Origin of the sequence: Alteromonas sp. 1_MG-2023 (assembly GCF_030547075.1) — a bacterium.
Lineage (GTDB): Bacteria > Pseudomonadota > Gammaproteobacteria > Enterobacterales > Alteromonadaceae > Alteromonas.
Window position 1 is genome coordinate 21,105 of the sequence record NZ_JAUOQH010000017.1, and the last position, 21,782, is coordinate 42,886.

General features: G+C 40.3%; 18 protein-coding genes and 1 pseudogene. 14 read left to right on the forward strand and 5 right to left on the reverse strand.

Annotated features, from left to right (window positions below):
* Positions 1 to 99: 99 nt before the first annotated feature.
* Together Q4561_RS16055 and Q4561_RS16060 are read right to left on the reverse strand one after the other, a co-directional pair.
* Positions 100 to 432: a hypothetical protein gene (locus tag Q4561_RS16055; protein WP_303461986.1), complete on the reverse strand. Its 333-nt coding sequence runs from the start codon at positions 430 to 432 to the stop codon at positions 100 to 102.
* 114 nt (positions 433 to 546) lie between these two features.
* Complete coding sequence (locus tag Q4561_RS16060; RefSeq protein WP_303461987.1) at positions 547 to 1,020, reverse strand: type II secretion system protein; 474 nt, start codon at positions 1,018 to 1,020, stop codon at positions 547 to 549.
* A gap of 273 nt (positions 1,021 to 1,293) precedes the next feature.
* On the opposite strand from Q4561_RS16060, the gene Q4561_RS16065 reads away from it, so the two are divergent.
* Positions 1,294 to 1,512, forward strand: coding sequence for a DUF2945 domain-containing protein (locus tag Q4561_RS16065; RefSeq protein WP_303461989.1), 219 nt, complete (start codon positions 1,294 to 1,296; stop codon positions 1,510 to 1,512).
* Positions 1,513 to 1,538: 26 nt separating this feature from the next.
* Positions 1,539 to 2,117, forward strand: coding sequence for a DNA-3-methyladenine glycosylase (locus Q4561_RS16070; RefSeq protein ID WP_303461990.1), 579 nt, complete (start codon positions 1,539 to 1,541; stop codon positions 2,115 to 2,117).
* A gap of 53 nt (positions 2,118 to 2,170) precedes the next feature.
* On the opposite strand, the gene Q4561_RS16075 is transcribed toward Q4561_RS16070, so the two are convergent.
* Complete coding sequence (locus Q4561_RS16075) at positions 2,171 to 2,617, reverse strand: DUF3010 family protein (RefSeq protein WP_303461992.1); 447 nt, start codon at positions 2,615 to 2,617, stop codon at positions 2,171 to 2,173.
* Positions 2,618 to 3,085: 468 nt separating this feature from the next.
* Between Q4561_RS16075 and Q4561_RS16080 the strand changes: the two genes are divergently transcribed.
* The 3 genes from Q4561_RS16080 (at position 3,086) to Q4561_RS16090 (ending at position 6,405) form a co-directional block, all read left to right on the forward strand.
* Complete coding sequence (locus Q4561_RS16080) at positions 3,086 to 5,485, forward strand: TonB-dependent siderophore receptor (protein WP_303461994.1); 2,400 nt, start codon at positions 3,086 to 3,088, stop codon at positions 5,483 to 5,485.
* A 357-nt stretch (positions 5,486 to 5,842) separates the two neighbouring features.
* Positions 5,843 to 6,010, forward strand: coding sequence for a DUF1328 domain-containing protein (locus Q4561_RS16085; protein WP_082604849.1), 168 nt, complete (start codon positions 5,843 to 5,845; stop codon positions 6,008 to 6,010).
* Between the two features lie 149 nt (positions 6,011 to 6,159).
* On the forward strand, positions 6,160 to 6,405 hold the full coding sequence (locus tag Q4561_RS16090) for a DUF4235 domain-containing protein (protein WP_303461996.1): 246 nt from the start codon (positions 6,160 to 6,162) through the stop codon (positions 6,403 to 6,405).
* A gap of 142 nt (positions 6,406 to 6,547) precedes the next feature.
* On the opposite strand, the gene Q4561_RS16095 is transcribed toward Q4561_RS16090, so the two are convergent.
* Positions 6,548 to 7,885, reverse strand: a complete 1,338-nt coding sequence (locus tag Q4561_RS16095) for an MATE family efflux transporter (RefSeq protein WP_303461998.1) — start codon at positions 7,883 to 7,885, stop codon at positions 6,548 to 6,550.
* Between the two features lie 292 nt (positions 7,886 to 8,177).
* On the opposite strand from Q4561_RS16095, the gene Q4561_RS16100 reads away from it, so the two are divergent.
* From Q4561_RS16100 to Q4561_RS16140, 9 genes and pseudogenes are all read left to right on the forward strand, one after another.
* Entirely contained in the window at positions 8,178 to 9,419 is a 1,242-nt protein-coding gene (locus tag Q4561_RS16100) for a putative DNA modification/repair radical SAM protein (protein ID WP_303462000.1), read from the forward strand.
* 22 nt (positions 9,420 to 9,441) lie between these two features.
* Positions 9,442 to 10,236, forward strand: coding sequence for a TIGR03915 family putative DNA repair protein (locus Q4561_RS16105; protein ID WP_303462001.1), 795 nt, complete (start codon positions 9,442 to 9,444; stop codon positions 10,234 to 10,236).
* 203 nt (positions 10,237 to 10,439) lie between these two features.
* Positions 10,440 to 10,571 carry a hypothetical protein gene (locus Q4561_RS16110; RefSeq protein ID WP_303462003.1) on the forward strand — a complete coding sequence of 44 codons (132 nt, stop codon included), beginning with the start codon at positions 10,440 to 10,442 and terminating at the stop codon, positions 10,569 to 10,571.
* Positions 10,572 to 10,742: 171 nt separating this feature from the next.
* Positions 10,743 to 11,321 carry a papain-like cysteine protease family protein gene (locus Q4561_RS16115; RefSeq protein WP_303462005.1) on the forward strand — a complete coding sequence of 193 codons (579 nt, stop codon included), beginning with the start codon at positions 10,743 to 10,745 and terminating at the stop codon, positions 11,319 to 11,321.
* A 127-nt stretch (positions 11,322 to 11,448) separates the two neighbouring features.
* A complete protein-coding gene (locus Q4561_RS16120; protein WP_303462007.1) occupies positions 11,449 to 12,675 on the forward strand; it encodes a hypothetical protein in 1,227 nt (408 codons plus the stop codon).
* A 509-nt stretch (positions 12,676 to 13,184) separates the two neighbouring features.
* On the forward strand, positions 13,185 to 14,693 hold the full coding sequence (locus tag Q4561_RS16125) for a serine hydrolase (protein ID WP_303462008.1): 1,509 nt from the start codon (positions 13,185 to 13,187) through the stop codon (positions 14,691 to 14,693).
* A 304-nt stretch (positions 14,694 to 14,997) separates the two neighbouring features.
* On the forward strand, positions 14,998 to 15,321 hold the full coding sequence (locus tag Q4561_RS16130; protein WP_303462009.1) for a helix-turn-helix transcriptional regulator: 324 nt from the start codon (positions 14,998 to 15,000) through the stop codon (positions 15,319 to 15,321).
* Complete coding sequence (locus Q4561_RS16135; RefSeq protein ID WP_368411534.1) at positions 15,321 to 16,631, forward strand: type II toxin-antitoxin system HipA family toxin; 1,311 nt, start codon at positions 15,321 to 15,323, stop codon at positions 16,629 to 16,631. The genes Q4561_RS16130 and Q4561_RS16135 overlap by 1 nt, the downstream gene beginning before the upstream one ends.
* Before the next feature lie 583 nt (positions 16,632 to 17,214).
* Positions 17,215 to 17,400 (forward strand): annotated as a pseudogene (locus Q4561_RS16140) (ATP-binding protein); the annotation flags it as partial.
* Between the two features lie 160 nt (positions 17,401 to 17,560).
* On the opposite strand, the gene Q4561_RS16145 reads toward Q4561_RS16140, so the two are convergent.
* A complete protein-coding gene (locus Q4561_RS16145) occupies positions 17,561 to 21,604 on the reverse strand; it encodes an NACHT domain-containing NTPase (protein WP_303462013.1) in 4,044 nt (1,347 codons plus the stop codon).
* Positions 21,605 to 21,782: the final 178 nt, after the last annotated feature.

Sequence of the window (21,782 nt, forward strand, 5' to 3'; positions counted from 1 at the left end):
CAGAGTACTTTTAGCAAGAGTACTTTTAGCAAGCAATGCACTTCAGATACAGTATTTTAATTAATGTGTTCTTAATTAATGTACTCTGACCCCTTTATTTTAGCGCTCAAAAAATACGTCAACTAAATCAGCAAGGGTTTCTTCTAACTCTTCTTCAAAAACATCAATGTCGATATCGAAACTGTTCATATACTTGTCGGCATTCTCACGCGACACAGTAATGTTTTTCATTTGAAACTCTAGCTCAGGAAGGGATTTGTCATAACGCGGCTTAATAGCCCAACGCAAGCAGTGGCCGTGATGATCTTTTAGCTTTTGTTTGGCAAATACACAAAACTCCTCAACGTAATCTGTACCTTGCGGTCCAAGGCAGCCAGGTTCGACGCGAGACATCACCAACAACTTTTTGTACAAAGGGAGTCGAGTATTCATTATATCTTTGAATGAGTTAAAGATTTGATTATCGGCAAAATTTACTAATCTTGCCAGTTTAAGGCATGAGGCAGCGGACTTTTGAAGCAATAATGTACTCTGACCCCATTATTTCTAGTTGCAGTCAGTGACGGTGATGGTTGGCCTTTCACCTTGGTTCGGATGACGGTATGTTAACTTACATACATCGCTTGCGGCGATTTCAGCAGTAGTAAGGTTGCCGGTTTGACGCTCTAACGTAAAAGTCACTTCGGGTGCTGACCCCGTTAACTTCCAGTCATCTTCTGTGAAATCCATAACTTCTTTTAGATTGGTTTGAGTTGCGTAAGGATAGCCGTAACGCACACGAATACCCGAAGCCAATGTTGTATCAGCACTGCTTTGCACGCCTTCAATAAGCGCTTTACCGTAGACAATTTCCGAAGACGATGATAGTGCTGCGCTTAATCCTTCGAGTGCCCCAGATTGGGCATCTTTTTGAATATTCAAAAGCTTGGGGGCAACCGTAACAGCAAGTATTCCTAACAAGACAATAACTATAATTAACTCAATTAAAGTAAAGCCTTTAGCATTTTGGTATTTATTCATGTAATACAGCTCTACGCTAAATCTGAATTACTCTAAGTGTATTACATTAAAGGAAAATTCAAAAATAGACAAAAGCCTAATGTGAGAGTCGATACTTTTAACCGGGACGCTAACGTACTTGATTACAATAAAAACGAGATACACCAACCTCTCAATGAACTTAAGCTACGAATATCCCGTTTAAAACTTTGCATATAATTAAACGCTGTTGATTTTTTTAGTGGACCTAATTTAGGTCGTTTAGCTTTAGTACCATCAATATAGGGGTTTGAAATGAAACATTACGCTATTAACACTGAAGTAGAATGGGAGTGGGGAAAAGGTAGCGCTTCAGGCAATATTCGAAAGAAATATACAAGCGATGTTGAGATTACTATTAAAGGCTCATCAGTAAAACGTGATGCCAGCGAAAAAGATCCTGCTTACCTGATAGAACAGGACGATGACAGTGAGGTACTGAAATCACATAGTGAGCTTAAAAAAGCATCCTAACTCCCCTATAGGTTATTGTCTTTACAATGATGCCCTCTTCCTTTTTTACTCATAGCGATGTAGTTAGTATAGCGAAAAACTTACTAGGTAAATATTTATACAGTGACATTGATGGTATACGCACGGGAGGCGTAATTTCAGAGACAGAGGCCTATTCTTGCAACAATGATTTGGCTATGCAAAAGCATTTGCTCAGGCGACCTTCTTCTGTACAAACATTAATGCGCAATGGTGGAATTGCTTATATCTACAATGTTTACGGCCACCACAGTATGTTTAATATAGTAACGAACAGCGAAGCGTTTGCAGACTCGATACTCATAAGGGCAATTGAACCCACTGAGGGTATTGATGCCATGATAACAAGAAGAAATTTGAAGTCTGCTAACAAAAACCTTTGTTCGGGCCCAGGCAAACTCACCCAAGCTCTTGCTATAACGCCCTCAATTAATGCCTCATCTGTGATAAAGAAAAATTTAGTATGGGTAGAGGACAAAGGCAATGTGATACCGAATAATCACATAATTTGCTCTCCACGCATTGGTATAGACTACGCCGAAGGTGACGCAACCTTGCCATGGCGTTTTACACTGAAAAAAGGCTAAAAAATGGGGTCAGAGTACTTTTTGGTAGAGAATGTACTCTGACCCCTTTTTATTTATTCGTCTGTTTGCGAAGCGTAGTGGTTCTGCATTAACCATGCATAAGCGGAAGTAAAGGCAGGCTCTTGAAACTGCTTTAAACCCGTTTCTGCGAAAGGCACTGCAATTGGGTTTCTGCGTAAAGATTCTTTAATATCAGTTGGGCTATATACAATAACGTCTAGCCCTCCTATTAACTCGATAGCCGCTTCCAGCTTAAAGCCAATAGCGCTGCCAGCAAATTTACCTTTGCTTTGACGCTGACGAATTATTACAGCATCAATTTTGTAGTCGGCGACGAGCTTTGCGAAAGTGCTTTGAAAGCTTTTAAGCCCTTTAGCGCTAGTATCGGCTAACGTTAACCGGCGCGTTCGGCAATCGGGAACATGAAACAAACCATCTATTAGCGACAACAGACATACATTTGCTTCGTTACCCTTTAAATCTACACCACAGACTTTCATAATTATTCCTATTTACATTTATCAGCCATTATAACGCGTTTATTTGATAAAAATAGGAATGGGATAAATTTAGAAAAGGCCAGAAAAGCAACCAGTGTTAATAAAAGTCTTATTTCAAACTTCGGCCGGCCTCTGGTGTGGTCAAAATTACTGAGCGGTATATCCGCCATTAATAACAAGTTCAGGTCCCGTCATATAACTCGACTCATCCATGCTAAAAACAATGCTTCAACGCACTAAAAAGTAGCAACTCAGAATATTTCATCGGCTACAAAAAGTAAAGGTAAGTCATTATTCTGTAAAGATTTATTAAAGACTATTTCTAAAACCCGCATTCTATCGACGTTAGCGCCTAGTACAAATTTAAGACTGTCCAATTGGTCAAGTTTTGGCATTTTCTTTGCTGTTTCACATCGGGAATAAATTGTTTTACAAACACGACAAAAAACTCAACTTTAAAGGATCATTATGAAGACTCTCCCATTCTCTTTAGGAAATCTCGCGAAAGGGATCTCTTACGGTCTATTACTCAGCGCTTCTTCGCAAACTTTCGCAGCAGATACTGACAAAGACAGCGAGGATGATATTGAAAAAATCGAAGTTCAAGGTTCATTAGGCAGTTTGCCAGGACAAGATGTTCAAGCTATTTTCGGTTTCGGTAAATCAATTCTTGAAACCCCGCGTTCAGCCTCAACAATTTCTTACGAGCAAATGGAACGATTTGATATTAGTGATATTGATGATCTTGTTGCGTTTGCACCAGGCACTTTTACGCAATCTTTTTTCGGCGTTGCTGGATCGTTAGATGTACGAGGTACTCCGGGTGAATCATACTTTCGTGGCGTTAAGCGACTTGATAACCCAGGTAATTACCCAACACCAATAGGCGCATCTAGTCGAATCGATGTGGTTCGCGGCCCAGCGTCTCCCATTTATGGACCGGCAAAAGTAGGTGGCTACTTAAACTTCGAACCTAAGTCTGCACGTTCAAGTCAAGGCCAATACATGGATCAAGATTCCGGTGAGTTATCTTATACCCGCGGCAGTTGGGATAAAAATATCCTCACCGCAGAGGTTGGAGGGCCTACCACAATTGCAGGAAAAGATGCGGGATTTTACGGATACGCTGAAATCGAAAATTCCGGTAGCTATTACGACAATACTTCAACACAACAAACTATTCTTCAAACATCTTTCAACGTAGATATTAACAAGAGTCTACGCTTTGAGTTTGGTGGCATGTACCAAGATTATGATGGCAACCAAGTAGCAGGATGGAACCGCTTAACGCAAGAGCTTATCGATAGTGGCACATATATCACTGGTACTGCACAGCCCCTCGATACCGATGGAAACGGTTCAATCTCACAAGAAGAGTTTAATGCCGAAGGGCTTGGTGGCGGCTACTATGTTGTAGATCCTAGCTCACTTGAAGCTTCCGATTTATCAAGCGCCTATGCTCTTGAAAATGTCGGTACCGCACAATTGAGTAGAAGTTCTGTATTAGTGGCAGAAGACGACCAACTAGCGAACGAAGCAATCACCTTATATTTCGATACTATTTACTACACTGATAATGGTTGGGAAATTAAAAACCAAATGTTTTACGACGGTTACGATAACCTAAATGAAAACAGCTATGGGTTCTCTCAATTACACGACTCTTGGACCGCCGAGAATAAGCTAGTTTTTTCCGCAATGTTCGACACCGATTCTATGGAAATGGCAGTACAAATTTCTCCCTCAATTCGCTATACAAACTTTGAGCATGGAGAAGATTACAGTTACGAATTTTTCGATCGTCGAGACCTTACTATGGAATCGACAGCATTAGATCGCGTGGAACTTTCCACTCGCACGGGCGAGGACTACACTAACTATTATAAAGGAAACTATATCGATTACGGTTTAGCGGCGTTAGGTGATTTCACTTGGGATATGGGTTTAAACCTTGTTCTGGGTTTGCGCTACGACTCTATCGATATGGAAAGCCGCCAAGTTCTGGATAAGTTGGAAGATCCAGATAGTGTAGATTATGCCGAGGCTTCTGGTACTGATGGTGGTATTTCTTGGACAGCAAGTGTTTCTTATAAAACCCCCATAGGTCTTATCCCTTATGCCACCGCAGCGCGTCAAACTACCGTAATTGCAGGTCAAGGTGCAGAAATAACCACCACAAATATAGCTGAAGGTACAGCTACCGCTGCATCTAAAATGCACGAATTCGGTATAAAAGGCAGCTTTTTAGATGACTCATTATACGTTGCCGTAGATTACTACGAGCAAGAACGTACTGATTACTCTGCGCAAAACACAACTACGAATAACACAACAAGAGCAGAAGGTTACGAAGCGGAATTACGCTGGGTTGTAAACGAACAATTGGTTATTACCGGAGGTTACACCAATACTGAGGTTACTAACTTAAGCGCATTAGGGGTGGGTCAATATGGTCGTTTAGGTGCCGACGATCTTGCCAATATTGAGGGTTATCAAATGTATGGTGGATACCTAGCAGCCACCACAGGTGCTGAAAGTAACTTGGACGCACTAAAAGCAGGCATGCCTGAGAACATTTATACCTTAACGGCTACTTACGACTTTCAAAACGGGTTGGCCGCGAACGTTAACGTAGTTGACGTGGATGAAACCTACTCGGGTTTCACCCAAACAGTAAAATTGCCGGCTTACACACTCGTAGGCGCAGGTATTGTATATACTCAAGACGCATGGAAATTTAGCTTAAACGTGAAAAACTTAACTAATGAAAAGTATTTCCGTGCAAACTTCCCAGATTTTGCAGGGGGAGATGTAGTGTTACCTGAATTACCACGTAACTGGACAGCTAAAGTTTCTTATAAGTTTTAACTAAGAAATTAATTTTAAAAAGCGCGACTTGTTGTCGCGCTTAATCTTGAATATCGACGTAAATTTCAACGTCATCGCGTTAATAGTTAATTAGTTACTTTTACGATTCGCCTCACAAACTATTGCTTACATAAAATTAAGAAATATTTACATTCTATATCAGTAAAAAAGTTATCCTTTTCTTTTCCTCGTATTAAAAAGACGCACAATTTGCGTTAATTTTTTTCTTCAAAAATAGCCTATAAGCCACGTGATATATGACGGTCGAACAATATCTAAACAAAAATTTCAAAGTAGGCCTACGCTTTGCACCTTAAATATTAAGTCACATTAACTCACAAACTGAAGGGATACATTATGTTACGTTGGGCTTTAATATTTTTAGTTGTTGCATTAGTTGCAGCAGTATTAGGATTTGGTGGAATTGCTGGTTCTGCAGCGGGTATCGCCAAAATTATATTTGGTATTTTTGTCATTCTACTGATCATTTCAATTGTTATGAATATGGTCAGGGGCAAAAGGTAGGCAACCGCCAATTTAAAAAAATTGGTTGTAAGACTTGTAGTAAGTCTGAATTAAACAGCTATTAGTCATTTGATTAATGGCTGTTTTTTTTTAGCTTCCGCCTTATCAATAAAGAGCGTGTCAATGAACACTGGTCAATGGAGAGCATCATGAGTAACAAACAGCTAATTACGAATGTAGGTATCGGACTTGCCGCAGCATCTGCAGGCATATTGGCAAGAAAAACGCTTCAGAAGTCATGGGAAAAGGTGACTAATGAACCAGCCCCGAAAGATAAAGGAAGTGAAAACACAGACCTTAAAGAGGCCGTCACCTGGGCAGTCGTGTCAGGCATAGGTGCCGGTGCTGCTAGAATGGCCGTTCAATATGCGCTTGATAAACGTGAATCTAAATAGTGTTTTCAGATTGATATCCCTTATAAATATCGGAATTTATATGAGATATCAAGATATTGGGTATGTATGTTGGCTTTCTCATGAAGAAGGGTCAGAGTAATTTCAAATAGATAATGTACTCTGACCCCATTATTTCTCTTAACTATTTACCCTGGACTCTGCCTATCTCCCTTCTGGTATAAAAGAAGGCAATAACGGCACTTAAAATAACGACGGTAACAATGGTGTAGAACATAGACACCATGGGATAGCCCCACACTACAATCAGCATATAATTAATTATAGCGGGCACAACAAGTTGACGAGCAATGCCTAAATACATAGGAAACATAGGCTTTTGCATTGCCTGTAATATAGCCACACTTTGAAACAAAACCACGTAAGCGTAAAAAGCTAATGTATCAATTCTAAGGTAGGTAACGCCTGTGTTTTTAATTGCGCTATCGCTGGTAAAAAGGCTCATCGCCAGCGGCGAAAGAAAATACATAATTGGAACAGACACTACCGCCATAAAGAAACCGATTAACAACCCTTTGCGATACGTTTCTCCAACGCGGTCGTAACGGTTCACGCCCATATTTTGACCCGCTATCGCCATTACCGCACTATTTAGCCCTAAAGCTGGCAGCAATAACACTTGCTCTAGGCGCAGCCCTACGGTATACCCCGCCACATGTTCACTACCAAATTGACCAATAAGCGCTACGGTAATAAACCCACCTAAAATGATAGTGAGCATATTAAAGCTAGCAGGCAGTACTTGTTTTAATAACGCCTGCCAGCGTTCTTTATCAAAGGCTGGCATAACCGATATATTTAATCGCTTCATCAGCACGCGGAACAAGTAAAACGCGGTGGCAAACTTGATAACCACAGTGGCCAGCGCTATACCGCTTACGCCTAAATCGAGTACGAAAGTAAAAAATGGATTGAGCCCAAAATTCGCAATAAAACCAATCATTAGCGCGTTTCGGTTAGACTTAGTATCGCCTAACGCCATTAACGCGCCCGCAGCACCGAAAGATAAGGTAAAGCCTACCGACCCTGCCAGCGTTACCCATAAGTACTCCATTGCAAGTGGCTCAATGTGCGGCTCTGCGCCAAGCAACACAACAAGAGGCTGTGCAGCAAAAAAACCGATAATACACGACACTGCGCTAAAGGCGATAGCTAGGCCGCTAACGTTATCTAACCACCCTTTCACTTCGTGGGTTTCCCCTCTTCCAGCGCCCGGGGCAATCATTGCCGAAGCCCCGGTTTGAATGCCAATACCAATAGATAGCAATAAGAAGAAAACGCTGGATGCGATAGATAAACCGGCCAATGCATTATCAGACAAATAGCCAGCAAACCAAATATCAGTCAGGTTATACAATGTATTAAAAATCATGCCCGTAGATGCCGGGATAGCAAGCCGCACCATGTGGCCGACAATAGCGCCTTCCGTCAACGATGGTTCAGATTTGGTTGCTTCTTGCATTAGCTTCCTCGGCTACAACGAATACTCGCAACAACATACCGATATTTAAGCCCGCTGGAAATGGAAAAGAATGGGGTCAGAGTACTTTTAGCGGATTAAGTAGGAGGTAATGTACTCTGACCTCATTATTCTTTCTTTTATCTTGGTATGCAATTGTACTGTATATTTATACATGATATAACGTTTTTTATATTCTGAAAACGAAATAACCGATACACACATGTCTCATTTCATAATTTGTTACTGAAGCCACTGACTGTGTGTATTGGTTTAGAGAAAGTATAAATCTGCGATGCATGACAAACTGATACAAAAGCTCGAAATTCTCTCAGATGCAGCCAAGTATGACGCTTCATGTGCAAGCGGTTCTGCAGGTAAACGAAAGGCTGGCAAAACCGATAAAACTGGCATAGGTTCTCTTACCGGTGGTACGGGTATATGCCACAGTTTTACCCCTGATGGGCGGTGTGTGTCTTTACTTAAGATACTAATGACGAACTACTGTATTTACGATTGTCACTATTGCATTAATAGAGTGTCGAGCAGTGTTCGCCGTGCTCGTTTTTCTGTTAAAGAAACCGTAGATCTAACACTGAATTTTTATAAGCGTAACTATATCGAGGGCTTATTTCTTAGCTCAGGCATTGTAGGTTCTCCAGACCTTACAATGGAAAGTATGGTGCGTATTGCCAAATCTTTACGTCTCGATCACGGGTTTAAAGGGTATATTCACCTTAAGACAATCCCTAATGCTTCGCCTGAACTACAGGCCGAAGCCGGTTTATTTGCCGACAGGCTTAGCATTAATGTAGAAATGCCGACCCAACCATCTTTAAACAAGTACGCACCAGAAAAAGACCTCGGCGCTATTCATAGCTCGATGAATACACTGAAAGACAAAATAGCTGAGCATAAAGTTGATAAAACCCATACAGGTAAACGCCCTCCTCGCTTTGCTCCTGGCGGACAGTCTACTCAAATGATCATAGGGGCCGATGGTTCGAATGATAAAGTTATCTTGGGTACCAGCGTTAAACTTTATAGCGAACAAAAGCTACGCCGCGTTTATTACTCAGCGTTCTCGCCAATACCAGATGCTTCAGAAGTTTTGCCGCTAAAGCCAGCGCCTTTAATTCGCGAGCATCGTCTTTATCAGGCTGATTGGCTTTTGCGTTTTTATGGATTCAAGCTTGATGAAATATTACATGATGACATGCTAGATATGGACCATGATCCTAAACTTGCGTGGGCATTGCGCAATCGTCATTTGTTCCCCATTGATTTAAATAAAGCCGACAAAATGATGTTGTTACGAATTCCTGGCCTTGGTGCGCGCACCGTTCAAAAGATTCTAACTATTCGCCGCTATGCAAAGCTCAGTTGGATGGATCTTACGAAAATGCGTTTGCCACTACAAAAGCTGAAACCTTTTATTAGCGTAAGCGACTACTCTCCTGATATTCATCTACTCGATAGCAACAATTTTGAACTGCAATTCAAACAGCCAAAGCAGTTTGAGCTATTCAGTGCCTAATTGAAGTAGGATTAGGATTAAGATGAAAACAATCACAATTACTTCAGTGCCTGGATACGACGAGTGGCGCACGGCATCAAGAGAATGTTTGGCGCAATCTATTCCCCCTGAAAACATTATTTGGCAAAGTGCAGAGTCTATTCAAGACGACCTGTTTGGCGATAGTGAACAGCTTATGCCCGCCCCTAGAGGGCAGGTAAAACACTCTATTCCCAAGACAGTCTTAATGCTTATTCAATATGCGCTGTGTCATCGCGATGTTAGCCGTTTTGCATTATGTTACCGGGTGTTATGGCGCGTTGTTTTCGAAAACAAAAACCTTATTAAGTTAAAAACTGACGACGATATAATGCAGCTAATTACGTTAGCCAAAGCGGTAAAACGCGATGCGTATAAAATGAGTGCATTTTTGAGGTTTAGAGAGGTAGTTCATGACGAACAAGAGCACTTTATCGCGTGGTATGAACCAGAGCATTTTAGTTTAGAGGTTAAGCTCGACTTCTTTCAAACCCGCTTTAAGAATATGCGGTGGTCTATACTCACGCCTTACCGGGCAGCTCATTGGGATACTGAAAAGCTAGTTTTAGAAGATAACCCCGACCCGAGTGTATTTCCAGATGACGACCGTATCGAAAAATATTGGCTAACTTATTATGCCAATATTTTTAACCCCGCCCGTATCAAAAAGAGCGCAATGCTAAGCTCCATGCCTAAAAAGTACTGGAAGAATATGCCTGAAACATCATTAATCGACGATATGATAAAACAATCGGATGCCAGAGCCCGCAAAATGATAGTAGATGGGAATAAGCGCTAGTTTTGATGATGTGTATGACAAAAAATGGGGTCAGAGTACTTTTAAGAGATAATCTACTCTGACCCCTTTATTATGCGGCGTTAAACAAAAAAGACTTTGACTCTGCCATTGCAATTTTTAAGAAAAATGTAGCTCGCTTCCCTAACAAGTCTGATGCCTACGACAGCCTAGCGGACGGTTATGAAGCTAATGGTAATTTAGCCATGGCGCTTGAAATGAGAGAGAAAGCGCTAGCAATGAGCTATGAAGAAAATGTAGAAAATGGTGCTTTTAAAACGCGGTTGGCTAACTTGCGAAAGAAGATTGCGGAAGGTGTTGAAGTTGGAGCTCCTTGAAAATTGTGTTTTTAGTATTTGTCTGTCAATAGAAATAATAGCAATAATTAACTAACCAAAGCTTGTACAGGCACAATCTAGAATAACTTTAGAGGTGACGGCCATAGCGATTTGATATTTTGCACTTCGTGAACTAAGGTTAATTAATGACCACAAAAATATGGATGTTTTATGGCTATTTATAAAGTTGTTATCGTCCTCTGCTTCTGTGTTGTATCAAAGCATTCTATAGCTCAGTACTCGCCAAATATACCACCTCCGGTAGACCTTGGAATTCAAAATATTTCTCAACAAACTCAAGTCTGGTGTTGGGCTGCTGTAGCTCAGCAAATTATTGCAGCTATAAACGGTCCTCAGAATACACCCCAACAATGCGTAATGGTTGCAATTGCCAATAATGCGTCACCACAATATTGCTGTAATAATACTCAAGGCTGTATGGTCACAGGAAGCTTGCAACAAATCCAGAGTTTGATAGCCCATTTTGGAGGACGTTATTCGTCGATTGCACCTCCAGCGGATCCGATGACGATTTACAACGCTCTAGCATCCGGAAAGGCCATAATCATGGCCGTGAGGTCGTCCCCATATAGTGGTCATGTAGTTGTCATTAGAGGGATGCATTGGATACAAACTCGTTTTGGATTTCAACCTGTTCTTTTGATTAATGACCCAATGTCACACTTCACTCAACCAGTTCCGTTTCAAAATTTAGCTGCAATCTGGCAAGCAGCAATTCTAGTTTATTGATACACCTTCTCTCTAATACAGGGCATTAAGTATTATAGTTGAAGGCAGGGAAAATGAACTTATCTGATTTATCGAGACTTTCACTAAATTCGCTAATATTGAAAAAAGCATTGAGGAAGCTAGGTTAATGAATAAGCAAAAAGGATACACTGAAGGACTCGATGAATGCGAATCATTTCGAGATAATAGTTTTACGGAAATCGTTGATAGATTAAAAAAACTTGAAAAACGACAACCTGAAGAGCTTAAACCTTGGTACAAAAATGCCTCCGTTTTAGTCAACCTGTTAGCTGTTTTCGTAACGTTAACTTTCACTCTATATAACCTAATACAACAATCAGAGCACCTGAATGAAGAGGAATCTAAACATAAAATTTCCCAACTTGATACTGCTGTTTCAACTCTTCTGCAACAACGGTTAGAGTTCTTCAAAATTCTGTTAGACACACCTCCCGGACCAATCAGGGATCAAATGGATTATACAATAAACACAATACGACAAATCTCATTGGAAGAACTGAAGCATCTGGTGGAAGAGCTTGGCGAGGATGTTCAAGTAAACCAACTTTTAACAATTGGGCTAGAGCTATCACAAGATTCAAAATTTGAAGAAGCTCTCAATTATTATGAGTTGGCATATAAGTATACAGATAAAAATGATAGTAAATATGTGTATATTGTCAGAAGCTTGGCATCAATTTTAATGATTCCAAACAGCCCAATTGTTGATATCGAAACAAGCAGGGAATATTGGAAAGAGGCTGTAGTAAATAGCAGCTTGCAGTCTGATGAATATAGTTTATCTGTATTAGCAAAGATCTATTTAGATTGGGGAGCAAGTGAAGCACTTTTAGGAAATATTGAAGAAGCACAGTTGCTCTTTGCCAACTCTAAAGAAACTTATGAGTCTATGTCTGAACTAAACCCAATGAGAATACAAGGCCTTTCTCGTCTTAGTAGTTATATTAATTCGGTTATAAATAAGTCTTCTATTTTGGCTGAAAACAACTTAGTAGGAATTTGGACTATCAATTACGACAATGCTAGAAAAGGATTGATGATTATTAATCAACCAAGCCACAATATGCCACCAACTGTTGACATTGAAATTTATGACAAGAATTCTACACTCGAAACTATTCTGTCAGGAAAACTATCGAGGGGAAGCTCTCTAGGCTCTTTCAAAATTTACTGGAGTGGCATCTCTTCTTCTTACAGCTCTTTTATACAAACTACAGGAACCACTACACTGGTCTCCGACGGGCCACAAAGGTTTACCGGACATGAACAATCTCTTGGCAAGCTAAAAGAAAAGATAGAAGTTATCAAGGTGGACAGTATCACTCTGAATTAAAACACACCCGTTCACTGTTCAAGTCCGCATCGTTGGCGAACTTTCTATTTGTAAATTGAGTCCAGATAACTGCTTTAGCATTATAATTCAAACCTTCCAACTATATTATCAATCATTAATTCTGATAAATTGAATAAGTGATTTAAACTTCACTTTTCAATAGTTAAAAAATTATTGATCGCGGGCGTATACGTCACTTCACTCTCATCGATGATGGGAGCAACAACGAGTGAAAATAAAGGCTAGAGCTGACATCATTTTAGACCTCATAAAAATAAAGCTAATGGCAATTTAGCCATGGCGCTTGAAATGAGAGAGAAAGCGCTAGCAATGAGCTATGAAGAAAATGTAGAAAATGGTGCTTTTAAAACGCGGCTGGCTAACTTGCGAAAGATTGCCGAAGGTACAGGCAACTAGCTATTAAGTGCCTGAATTAGCATATTCCTAGCATTGACCAAACAATATAGTGAACGTGCGCTGGTACCTTCAAACGTAATGGAATATACATAATGAAAACAAACAAGATCTTCGCCTCTTTAACACTTTCGTTTTGTTTAGCTTCATTATTGGGCTGTACAGAGCCTGAAACCCTACCCGCCTCTCCCTCTCCTGCTGAAGAATCAAAAGAAGCTAACCTTATAAAAACCGGGCTGGCTGAACGCATTCGTATTGAAGGGCAAGAGGTTGATTTTCAATCTTTAGAACAACGGCAGGCCTTTTATAATGTACCTGGGGTTTCAGTTGCGTTTATGAGAAATGGGCAGCTAGCTTGGACCATGCAAAGTGGTGTTAAAGACCTAACTACTGGATTGGTTGTTGATAAAGATACTGTATTTCAGGCAGGTAGCATTTCTAAACCCGCGTTTGCCACAGTATTAATGAAATATCGCCAAGATAACTCGCTAGATTTAGATACAGACGTAAACAATTTACTTACCAACTGGCAGCTTCCTGAACATGAATGGACAGGGCAAGAGGTAGTTTCATTACGCAGGTTGTTAAGCCATACCGCTGGCACCACAGTGCATGGTTTCCCTGGTTACGCGGCCGGTGAAGCAGTACCTACTTTGCAGCAAGTGTTAGATGGTGTAACGCCTGCAAATACCAGCGCGGTAGTGGTTGATATTCAACCGGGCACGCAAATGCGCTATTCAGGTGGCGGTACTACGCTGGCACAACTTACCTTGCAAGATGTGTCTGGTGAACCCTTGCCGCCAATGGCACAAAAGCTTTTGTTTACACCGTTAAACATGACGCGTTCTAGTTTCGAACAACCCATCTCTCCAACTTTATCAGGCAATATGGCTACGCCCTACAATGATGACGGTAGCCCAGTAGAAGGTGGCGCTCATACTTATGCCACGCTTGCAGCTGCGGGCATGTGGAGTACGCCATCGGATATGTTGAAAATGGCAAGCGGCGTACGTAGCGCATATTTAGGGTTAGAAACTGATTGGATAACGAAGGCCACAGCACAAGAGATATTAACCAATAATACGCCAACCAATAAAGCGCCCAATGTCGGCATAGGCTTTTTTATCAACATGGGTGAAGACGGTAAAATTCGGGGATTTGGCCATGGCGGCGCTGATAAAGGCTTTATGTCGCAGTTATATCTTGAATTAGATACCGGCAACGGCTACGCCATTATGACTAACGGAGATCGCGGTACTCAGTTAATTAGCGAGCTGGAAATTCGCCTAAAAGAAGCCTTGGATGTGGGGTACTCGCAAGCCGAGGTTAAAAGTTTAGTGTCAATCAGCCAAACGGAGCTGAGTAAGTATATTGGTACCTACGTAGTAACAACACCGGTTGATGTTGAAATTGTACTGCAGGAAGCAAAAGACGGCTTCGTGCTTAACGCTTTACCTAATATCGAAAATGAAAAGTATTTTCATGAGGGTGGCGATCGCTTTTTTGCGAAGAACGGGAGTAGTATCAGCTTTGAGCTTGACGACAACGGAATTGTTAAAACCCTTGTGATGGATAATGACATACTTGGTGAAAGGAAGGAGTGATTTTAGGAGATGAAAAATGGGGTCAGAGCACTTTTTAGAGATAATGTACTCTGACCCCATTATTTGGTTGGCTCATTGTGTAGATATGTCTATGCTCGCCCCCGATATCGCTTTTATCTGATATTAATAGCGTTTACTAATGATCACATAAAGACCCATAATGGTTACTCTAATAGGTTGAAATGCAGTTAATGTAACCAAAAGCGGACTCTAAATGCTAACTTGACAGGATTTATTTAAAGTCCTAAATTAAGTACATTAAGTGGAAATATCTTGCGTAGTGTAACCAAGGTGGGACTTTATAGTGAAAAGCGTGACAGCTACAGCATTAGCAGAAGAGATCGGCGACCGATTGAAGCAAGCTCGACTTAATCGAGACTTAACACAATCAGAAGTTGCGGAGCTTGCTGGCGTTGCTCGCAAAACGGTTTTAAATGCAGAAAAGGGCAAAGTTCAGCTCAACATCATGATTGCTATATTAATGGCATTAGACCTCACGCAGCAGATTGATCTATTTCTCCCTAAACAAGAAATTTCTCCCTTACAGCTGGCCAAACTGCAAGGAAAGAAAAGGCAGAGAGCCTCTGGCCAACGCAGTAACAAAAATGAGGAAGCACCAGAATGGTAATGGAAGTTATTACAATAACATACCAAGACGACGTTGTTGGTGCAGTGAGTTTCGACACTGAAAAGGGACTAGGGTCATTTGAATATGATCCAGGCTTCATAATAAAAGGCATCGAGCTGTCCCCGATCAAAATGCCATTATCGAATCGCATTTACAGCTTTCCCGAACTGGGCTTCAATACCTTTAAAGGCCTACCAGGTTTAATAGCTGACTCCTTACCTGATGATTTTGGTAACGCAGTTCTCAACGCATGGGTTGCAGGTCAGGGTCGTTCACCGAGTGACATTACCCCACTGCAACGCCTTCAATATACGGGAAAGCGAGGCATGGGGGCTCTTGAGTATGCGCCTGCTACAAAGTTACGAAGTTTAAATGCTTCACAGCAAGTAGAAATCCAATCGCTCGTTTCAATTGCACAAGAAATCTTAGATTTACGAGGTAATTTTGAAGTAGAGCTCAAACAAAGTGGCCAAGACGATAGAGAGGCAATGATGTCTTTATTATCTGTTGGCATGAGTGCGGGAGGAGCACGACCGAAAGCCGTATTAGCATTTAATGAAGATTTTACTCAAGTTCGCTCCGGCCAAGCCAAAGTGCCAAGTGGTTTTACTCATTATTTGATGAAATTTGACGGCGTTAGTGAGCACACCAAAAATCAAGAAACCTTCGGTGACCCGTTAGGCTATGGGGCAATGGAGTTTGTTTATCATTTAATGGCTAACAAATGCGGTGTGGATATGATGCCATGTCGCTTACTTCATGAAGGCAATCGACGCCACTTTATTACGCAACGGTTTGATCGAATTAAGAACAACAAGGTACACGTACAAACGCTAAACGGGCTTGCCCACGTTGATTATAAAAAGCCAGGGGCATTTTCTTACGCAGAATTATTCGGTATTGCCAGACAGTTGAAGCTTTCTGCTGTTGAAGCTGAGCAGCTATTTAAGCGCATGACGTTCAATATTATCGCTCGAAATCATGACGACCACTCAAAGAACTTTGCCTTTATGTTAAAAAAAGACAAATGGTCTCTCGCCCCCGCTTATGATTTAGCTTATAGCTATAAACCAGGCAGTAAATGGGTGAACAGCCATTGGATGAGCTTGAATGGTAAAAGAGATAAATTTACACGAAGTGATTTCTATAGTTTAGAGAAAATTAGCCCTATTTTTAACAAGAAAAAGATCGACGATATTATCGATTCAACAATTGAGCACATATCAACTTGGCGTCAGCTTGCTGAAGAATGGGATGTACCAAGAACACTGATAGATGAGATACAGGAAAACTTACGGCTCGATATTTAGTATGCACAGAGTTCGATACTCACTTCCGCTATTCGCTCATTTGAGTTCTAAACAGCCACTGCTGAGGCTGAAAATGGGAGTTGCCGGACGGACACATTGAATAAAGGGGTCAGAGTACATTATCACTTAAAAGTACTCTGACCCCTTTATTTAAAAATCAAAAAGTTAAAAACGTACTTTTTACAATTAAAACTGTGAATGGATTGGATATTGAGCATAAGTGGCTGTCCGGTACATACAATAAAATAAACAAGACAGTCATCTTTAGAAATGGTAGAAATGACGTGCTTGACGTCTCTGCACTAAGTTATTGATGCAGATAAATTTACCTGTTTTAGGGATTATCTTTAAAAGTAGATGTGTGCGTAAGTCTAATTTTTACTTAACGGTATTTATTACTTCACTCGCGTTAAGTGGCATTAAACTATCTATTCAAGCGCAACGCTACCCCAGTAACCGCCTAGCAACCTGTTTCCCCTGAGTCCGTTGCTGATGTTGATTGTGGGCGTACTGCTCAAGGTGAACCACTTTGCCAGCAGCATGTTTAAAGCAAGTTTCAAAGTGCGTGGTTAAGGTTAGCTTCTCGAGTAACTTAACGTTCTCACAATGGCCAACGGCCTTCGATGATGACCAAACGCTGACTGCGGCCTTGTTAGATAGACTGTTACACCATGCTCATATCGTTCAAACTGCAGGAAACAGTTATCGGCTTAGAGGTAAGAAAATGGCTGGAATAGCACCAGTCACCAATAAACAAAATGAAGTATAAACGCTAAAGGTGGGTCAATTTTACTTAACCGCTAAGTGGGTCAAAATTAGATTACCGTTGACATTGAAGGGCTACCGCGCCCATGGTTTTCACAGAGACAACTTCCAGAGTTGATTGAATCCTACTAATCGAGCCTAATTGAAGACTTATCCACCTACTTTTAACTTCGGGATACATCTAAAACAAATACATCTATAAGCCCTTTTAACTCAGATGGTAATTGCTTTTCTATATCATTTTTAAGCTCGTTTGCTGTCGTTATTCCATGCGATTTACGGTTAGCGACCTTTTCATCGGAGCCAAACCAGATAACAAGATAAATCCCCTGTTGCTCAGCATCAGGATGAATAGAATATCGTTCGTAAAGTTGAGTTGATGCAGCAGAATATAGCTCTGAATGCCATTGTCCTTTTGCTTCGATAACAAGAAGCTTTTGCTCCCCTCCAAATGCCTTCGTTGCCGTTATATCAATTCGATTTTGATTTTTAGTTTGATGTTCTGATCTAATAATTATATTCAAAGGCTGAAGCATAACATGAAGGCGCTCGGCAACAATTTCAACTGAATTCACTTCATCTAGTCGACCATAGTTTCCATTGGTATCTTTGTTATAAAAACGATTAGCTGCATTGAACTCCCCACCTTGTATTTCTTTTTGATAGCGTTCTAACGTATGAATAATTAACGCACGTAGTCCTTCGACAGTAACCACCTCATTATTATCTAACAACTCAACAATATCCTGGGCTGATGGTGGCTCAAAATCTCTTAAAGCCAACTTTCTTTGCTGCTCCGCCTTAATACCTTTTAATGGTAAATGAATGTCTTCATAGCATTTATTATGAAGTAGACGATTAATGACGGTAATTGCTTCCTCGGGTACATCACTGTTCATACACCAAATAATATCTGTTATAAATCGATAAGCTACTTCATTGTCGGGACTGCCTGTTCCCCAATGGCTTGGTAAATGGACTTTTGGCCACTTGTCATAGAAAGCAATTAATATAGCCTCAACCATTTGAGAATTAGGTTTAGGCCAGTAAGGATGTTCTCCTCTGTTAAATGACCCCGAACGGCTCTCAAGTAAAAAAATAGACTGCTTATCTGACTTAAGCCAATCCCAATAAGGCTCAGCCTCTTCTAAGGTTAAAAAATAAAAGGCCCTAATAAACCAAAACTTACACTGATTTAGATGTTTTTCGTCACTTTTCATTTCTGGCAATTGTGAAAGTAAGGCATGACAACGGGTACGTATAACGTTATCTAATTTACTTCGCTCAGAGTATTGAGCAGCAATATCAAATAACTCATCTAAAGCATATATATCAAGTTTTTCAAAATGAGATAACCAGTCAATCGCAAGTTCTCCGCGTAACGAAGCGAAAACTTCATCATACTTTAGTAAACCTATCTCTGGATGTTTACAGTTTCCATTAGCCAACTGTGGTTCTAGATATAGAATGAGAAATTTTTTGGCCGACTCGATATCGGGAAATACTAGACGATCTACTTCAGCTTTTAGCGAGTCTCGTTCCGCCTGCTCAAATTCCTGATAGCTCACGCTTAAGTTGGTTCGAAGAGCCAATAACATTGCTGGCTTAACGTTCTCTAGGTGGCCATTTAACCTAAAAATTTCTATGCACGCTGCTAATAATATAGTTTCGACGTACATACATTGGGATGCGCATTGCAATTCTGCGAGCTTTTCTAAACTAGGGACGTCTGGTTCAATAAAGTCAAGGCAATTGCGTAACGCCATTCTTACTAACTTTTCATCCCCTACTTTTTCGTTAATTTCGGCTGGCTTGTTAAGTACTAGGTATGAAATAAAACGAAGAGCAAAAAAATCTTCTCCTTTTTCAATCATCTCTCGATTATTATTAAAGTAAGCGATGTTTTCTATACGAGTTCTATCCTCTTGATTTTGCCTACGCCTCATAATACGGCGATGTCTCTGCTCCCATTTAACATATTCTTCCTTTCTCGCCATCCTTGCTTTTCTTACCTTTAATGCCCACTTACGCATAAACGCTGGCTTACTATTAGCTTGGCTACGCATATGCTGCTTAATAGGATTTCTATTGCCTTTTTTATTGTCTTGGTGATAGTGAGCTGGAATGAAATGTTCCCATAATTCAACATTATTATTTTCATATGCGAAATCTACAAGAAACTGAATATCATTTGGACGCAAGCACAAGCCTGCATGAGAATAATGCCCATTGAACTTATCGATTCGCATTTGAAAAATAGCGTCACTATTGGTTAGGTTTCCAAATACATGAGCAATAATTTCTTGCCGTAGTTCATGGTTTTCTTGCAGTGCTTTAACAGAAGCTATATCGTTTGTTCTTCCGTATCCCGAGAAGTTTAGATTTTCTACCCATTGCCATATTTGCAATGGCTGTAATGGTGGTTTTGCTAATTCAAAGAAACGATCTAATAGCGCCCCAATAATTTTGCTAATTCCAATACGACAATCACATTCATAAGCTTTTTTGCCACAAGTACAGGCTAAATCTTCACTTAATCGATCTAATAAAGGAGTAACCACGCTAAGTGATAAACTCGAAATCAATGATTTAATATAGTATCGGCTTTCAAATGTTCGTTCAGAACATTCTGAGCAATTAGAATAAAGTTGAGCACAGTTTCTAAAATAGCGTTCTAGCTCTTGTAGTGAAAAATTATCAATAGAGGTTTTGGTTATCACATGAGTTGCAAGTCTTAGTGAATCATTATTTGCCTCATCAATTAATTGTAACACGTCAGGGTAAGTATCATATTCATTGCAATCAAGAAGGCTAACAATAGCTTGCAAGCGAGTAGTAAAGCTTTCGCTTGAACAGTGAACTATTTGCTGCAACTCCACTAAAAGTTGCGAAACGGCAGGTGAACCTTTTAGTAACTCCAAAATAAAATTACGTAAATCACCATCATTATTTGTCGTAATAATCGTTTTGATTTCGGCTACAACCTCCTCTGTGAAGAAGCCTGCCACACTATAACTACGCCAAAAATCGCCACGCCTAAAATATGGATCGGCTACTTCAACTTCAACCAGTCTAGTCAACAGAAAACGTTTAGATGAATGAGATAACTGAGATGGATCTCCATTAGCAATAACAGCGTAAGGGTCCAGTTCAATAATTACCCTTTCAAGGTCTTGATTTCCTAACGATGCCATCCAAGCAACTAAGCCACGCAGTTCATCTCGAACTACGCCATTAGGAGCAATTACTGAAAAACATTGTTCAACTGTAAGCGAATCTGATGGAGTACAAATGCGTTTAACAAGGTAAGTAGCTGCGCCATACTCCGCAACTATTTTATGAATAGGTCGGTGTTGCTCGGAATTGTCACCTAGCTTGAACAGCTTAGTCGCTAATAGTGCATTTTGATCATTTTTATCCACCTTTAACAATGAATATATCGAAGGGTAGATCCTGTCTTGGCTAGTTTCGCTTACACTAATACCCTCTGAGCCCGATAAAAGTAGTTTCGCAAAGACTTCTGATGCTAAAGAAACTTTATCCTCTACGGTTAGCGTAGAGTTAACTTTAACTGCATTATTTACTTCACGCGCTAAATGGTACAAGGCTTGTTGGAATATTGTGCTTTTATCTGAAAAGTGTCCGTCGCTTTCTATGTATGCATCAGCAAACAACTTCAAAAATTGAGGGTTAGGTAGTATAGGGCTAAGCTCAAACCTCCCGATTTCAGCATTAAAGTCGTCAAAATCATCTCTACCGGTATGATTAGAATAAATATCTCTCTGTTCTACTTCATCAAAGTCAGAGAGTTTAACAATTAAAGGCTCTTGACCAATAAACTGTTTAAAAACGCTTGATGATGAATTGCCCCACTCCGACGAGCGACTTGAAATTATGACGTAGTTTGGACGTACAGATGAAACCTTGCCTAATAACTTATGAATACCAGCATCATCAATTTTAGCCAGTTCATCAAAAGCATCTAATACTATTGCAGCGTCGTTTACTGCAACATCGATATAATTAAATACGCTTGCAGTTATCGTATTTGTATTTAGCTTACGAGCTAAACTGTTTAATAACTCTGTTTTTCCTGCGCCTGGCTCGGCAAGAATAATAATGTATTTAGATTCAGTTAACAGCTGAACCTCAGTGAAAATATGGTCTTCACGAACAAGTCTTCGTTCAATATAAAAGTCGTCGCTCATCTTTTTAAAAAATAACCTATATGAGAGTTTACTCAAGCAATTTTATTACCGTGACTTTCACATAACTGTAGGAAATTTCAAGGCAAAATATTAATTAAATAATACTATTTCCATGTATATTCAGTTAAGCACCTAGGTTTATCATCGTGAGTTTTATATCCAGATGAATACTGCCTTT

What these genes read in the sequence shown, in the direction of transcription:
- Q4561_RS16055 (WP_303461986.1), bottom strand. Translation starts at nt 432, where the DNA reads ATGAATACTCGACTCCCTTTGTACAAAAAGTTGTTGGTGATGTCTCGC.
- Q4561_RS16060 (WP_303461987.1), bottom strand. Translation starts at nt 1,020, where the DNA reads ATGAATAAATACCAAAATGCTAAAGGCTTTACTTTAATTGAGTTAATT.
- Q4561_RS16065 (WP_303461989.1), top strand. Translation starts at nt 1,294, where the DNA reads ATGAAACATTACGCTATTAACACTGAAGTAGAATGGGAGTGGGGAAAA.
- Q4561_RS16070 (WP_303461990.1), top strand. Translation starts at nt 1,539, where the DNA reads ATGATGCCCTCTTCCTTTTTTACTCATAGCGATGTAGTTAGTATAGCG.
- Q4561_RS16075 (WP_303461992.1), bottom strand. Translation starts at nt 2,617, where the DNA reads ATGAAAGTCTGTGGTGTAGATTTAAAGGGTAACGAAGCAAATGTATGT.
- Q4561_RS16080 (WP_303461994.1), top strand. Translation starts at nt 3,086, where the DNA reads ATGAAGACTCTCCCATTCTCTTTAGGAAATCTCGCGAAAGGGATCTCT.
- Q4561_RS16085 (WP_082604849.1), top strand. Translation starts at nt 5,843, where the DNA reads ATGTTACGTTGGGCTTTAATATTTTTAGTTGTTGCATTAGTTGCAGCA.
- Q4561_RS16090 (WP_303461996.1), top strand. Translation starts at nt 6,160, where the DNA reads ATGAGTAACAAACAGCTAATTACGAATGTAGGTATCGGACTTGCCGCA.
- Q4561_RS16095 (WP_303461998.1), bottom strand. Translation starts at nt 7,885, where the DNA reads ATGCAAGAAGCAACCAAATCTGAACCATCGTTGACGGAAGGCGCTATT.
- Q4561_RS16100 (WP_303462000.1), top strand. Translation starts at nt 8,178, where the DNA reads ATGCATGACAAACTGATACAAAAGCTCGAAATTCTCTCAGATGCAGCC.
- Q4561_RS16105 (WP_303462001.1), top strand. Translation starts at nt 9,442, where the DNA reads ATGAAAACAATCACAATTACTTCAGTGCCTGGATACGACGAGTGGCGC.
- Q4561_RS16110 (WP_303462003.1), top strand. Translation starts at nt 10,440, where the DNA reads ATGGCGCTTGAAATGAGAGAGAAAGCGCTAGCAATGAGCTATGAAGAA.
- Q4561_RS16115 (WP_303462005.1), top strand. Translation starts at nt 10,743, where the DNA reads ATGGCTATTTATAAAGTTGTTATCGTCCTCTGCTTCTGTGTTGTATCA.
- Q4561_RS16120 (WP_303462007.1), top strand. Translation starts at nt 11,449, where the DNA reads ATGAATAAGCAAAAAGGATACACTGAAGGACTCGATGAATGCGAATCA.
- Q4561_RS16125 (WP_303462008.1), top strand. Translation starts at nt 13,185, where the DNA reads ATGAAAACAAACAAGATCTTCGCCTCTTTAACACTTTCGTTTTGTTTA.
- Q4561_RS16135 (WP_368411534.1), top strand. Translation starts at nt 15,321, where the DNA reads ATGGAAGTTATTACAATAACATACCAAGACGACGTTGTTGGTGCAGTG.
- Q4561_RS16145 (WP_303462013.1), bottom strand. Translation starts at nt 21,604, where the DNA reads ATGAGCGACGACTTTTATATTGAACGAAGACTTGTTCGTGAAGACCAT.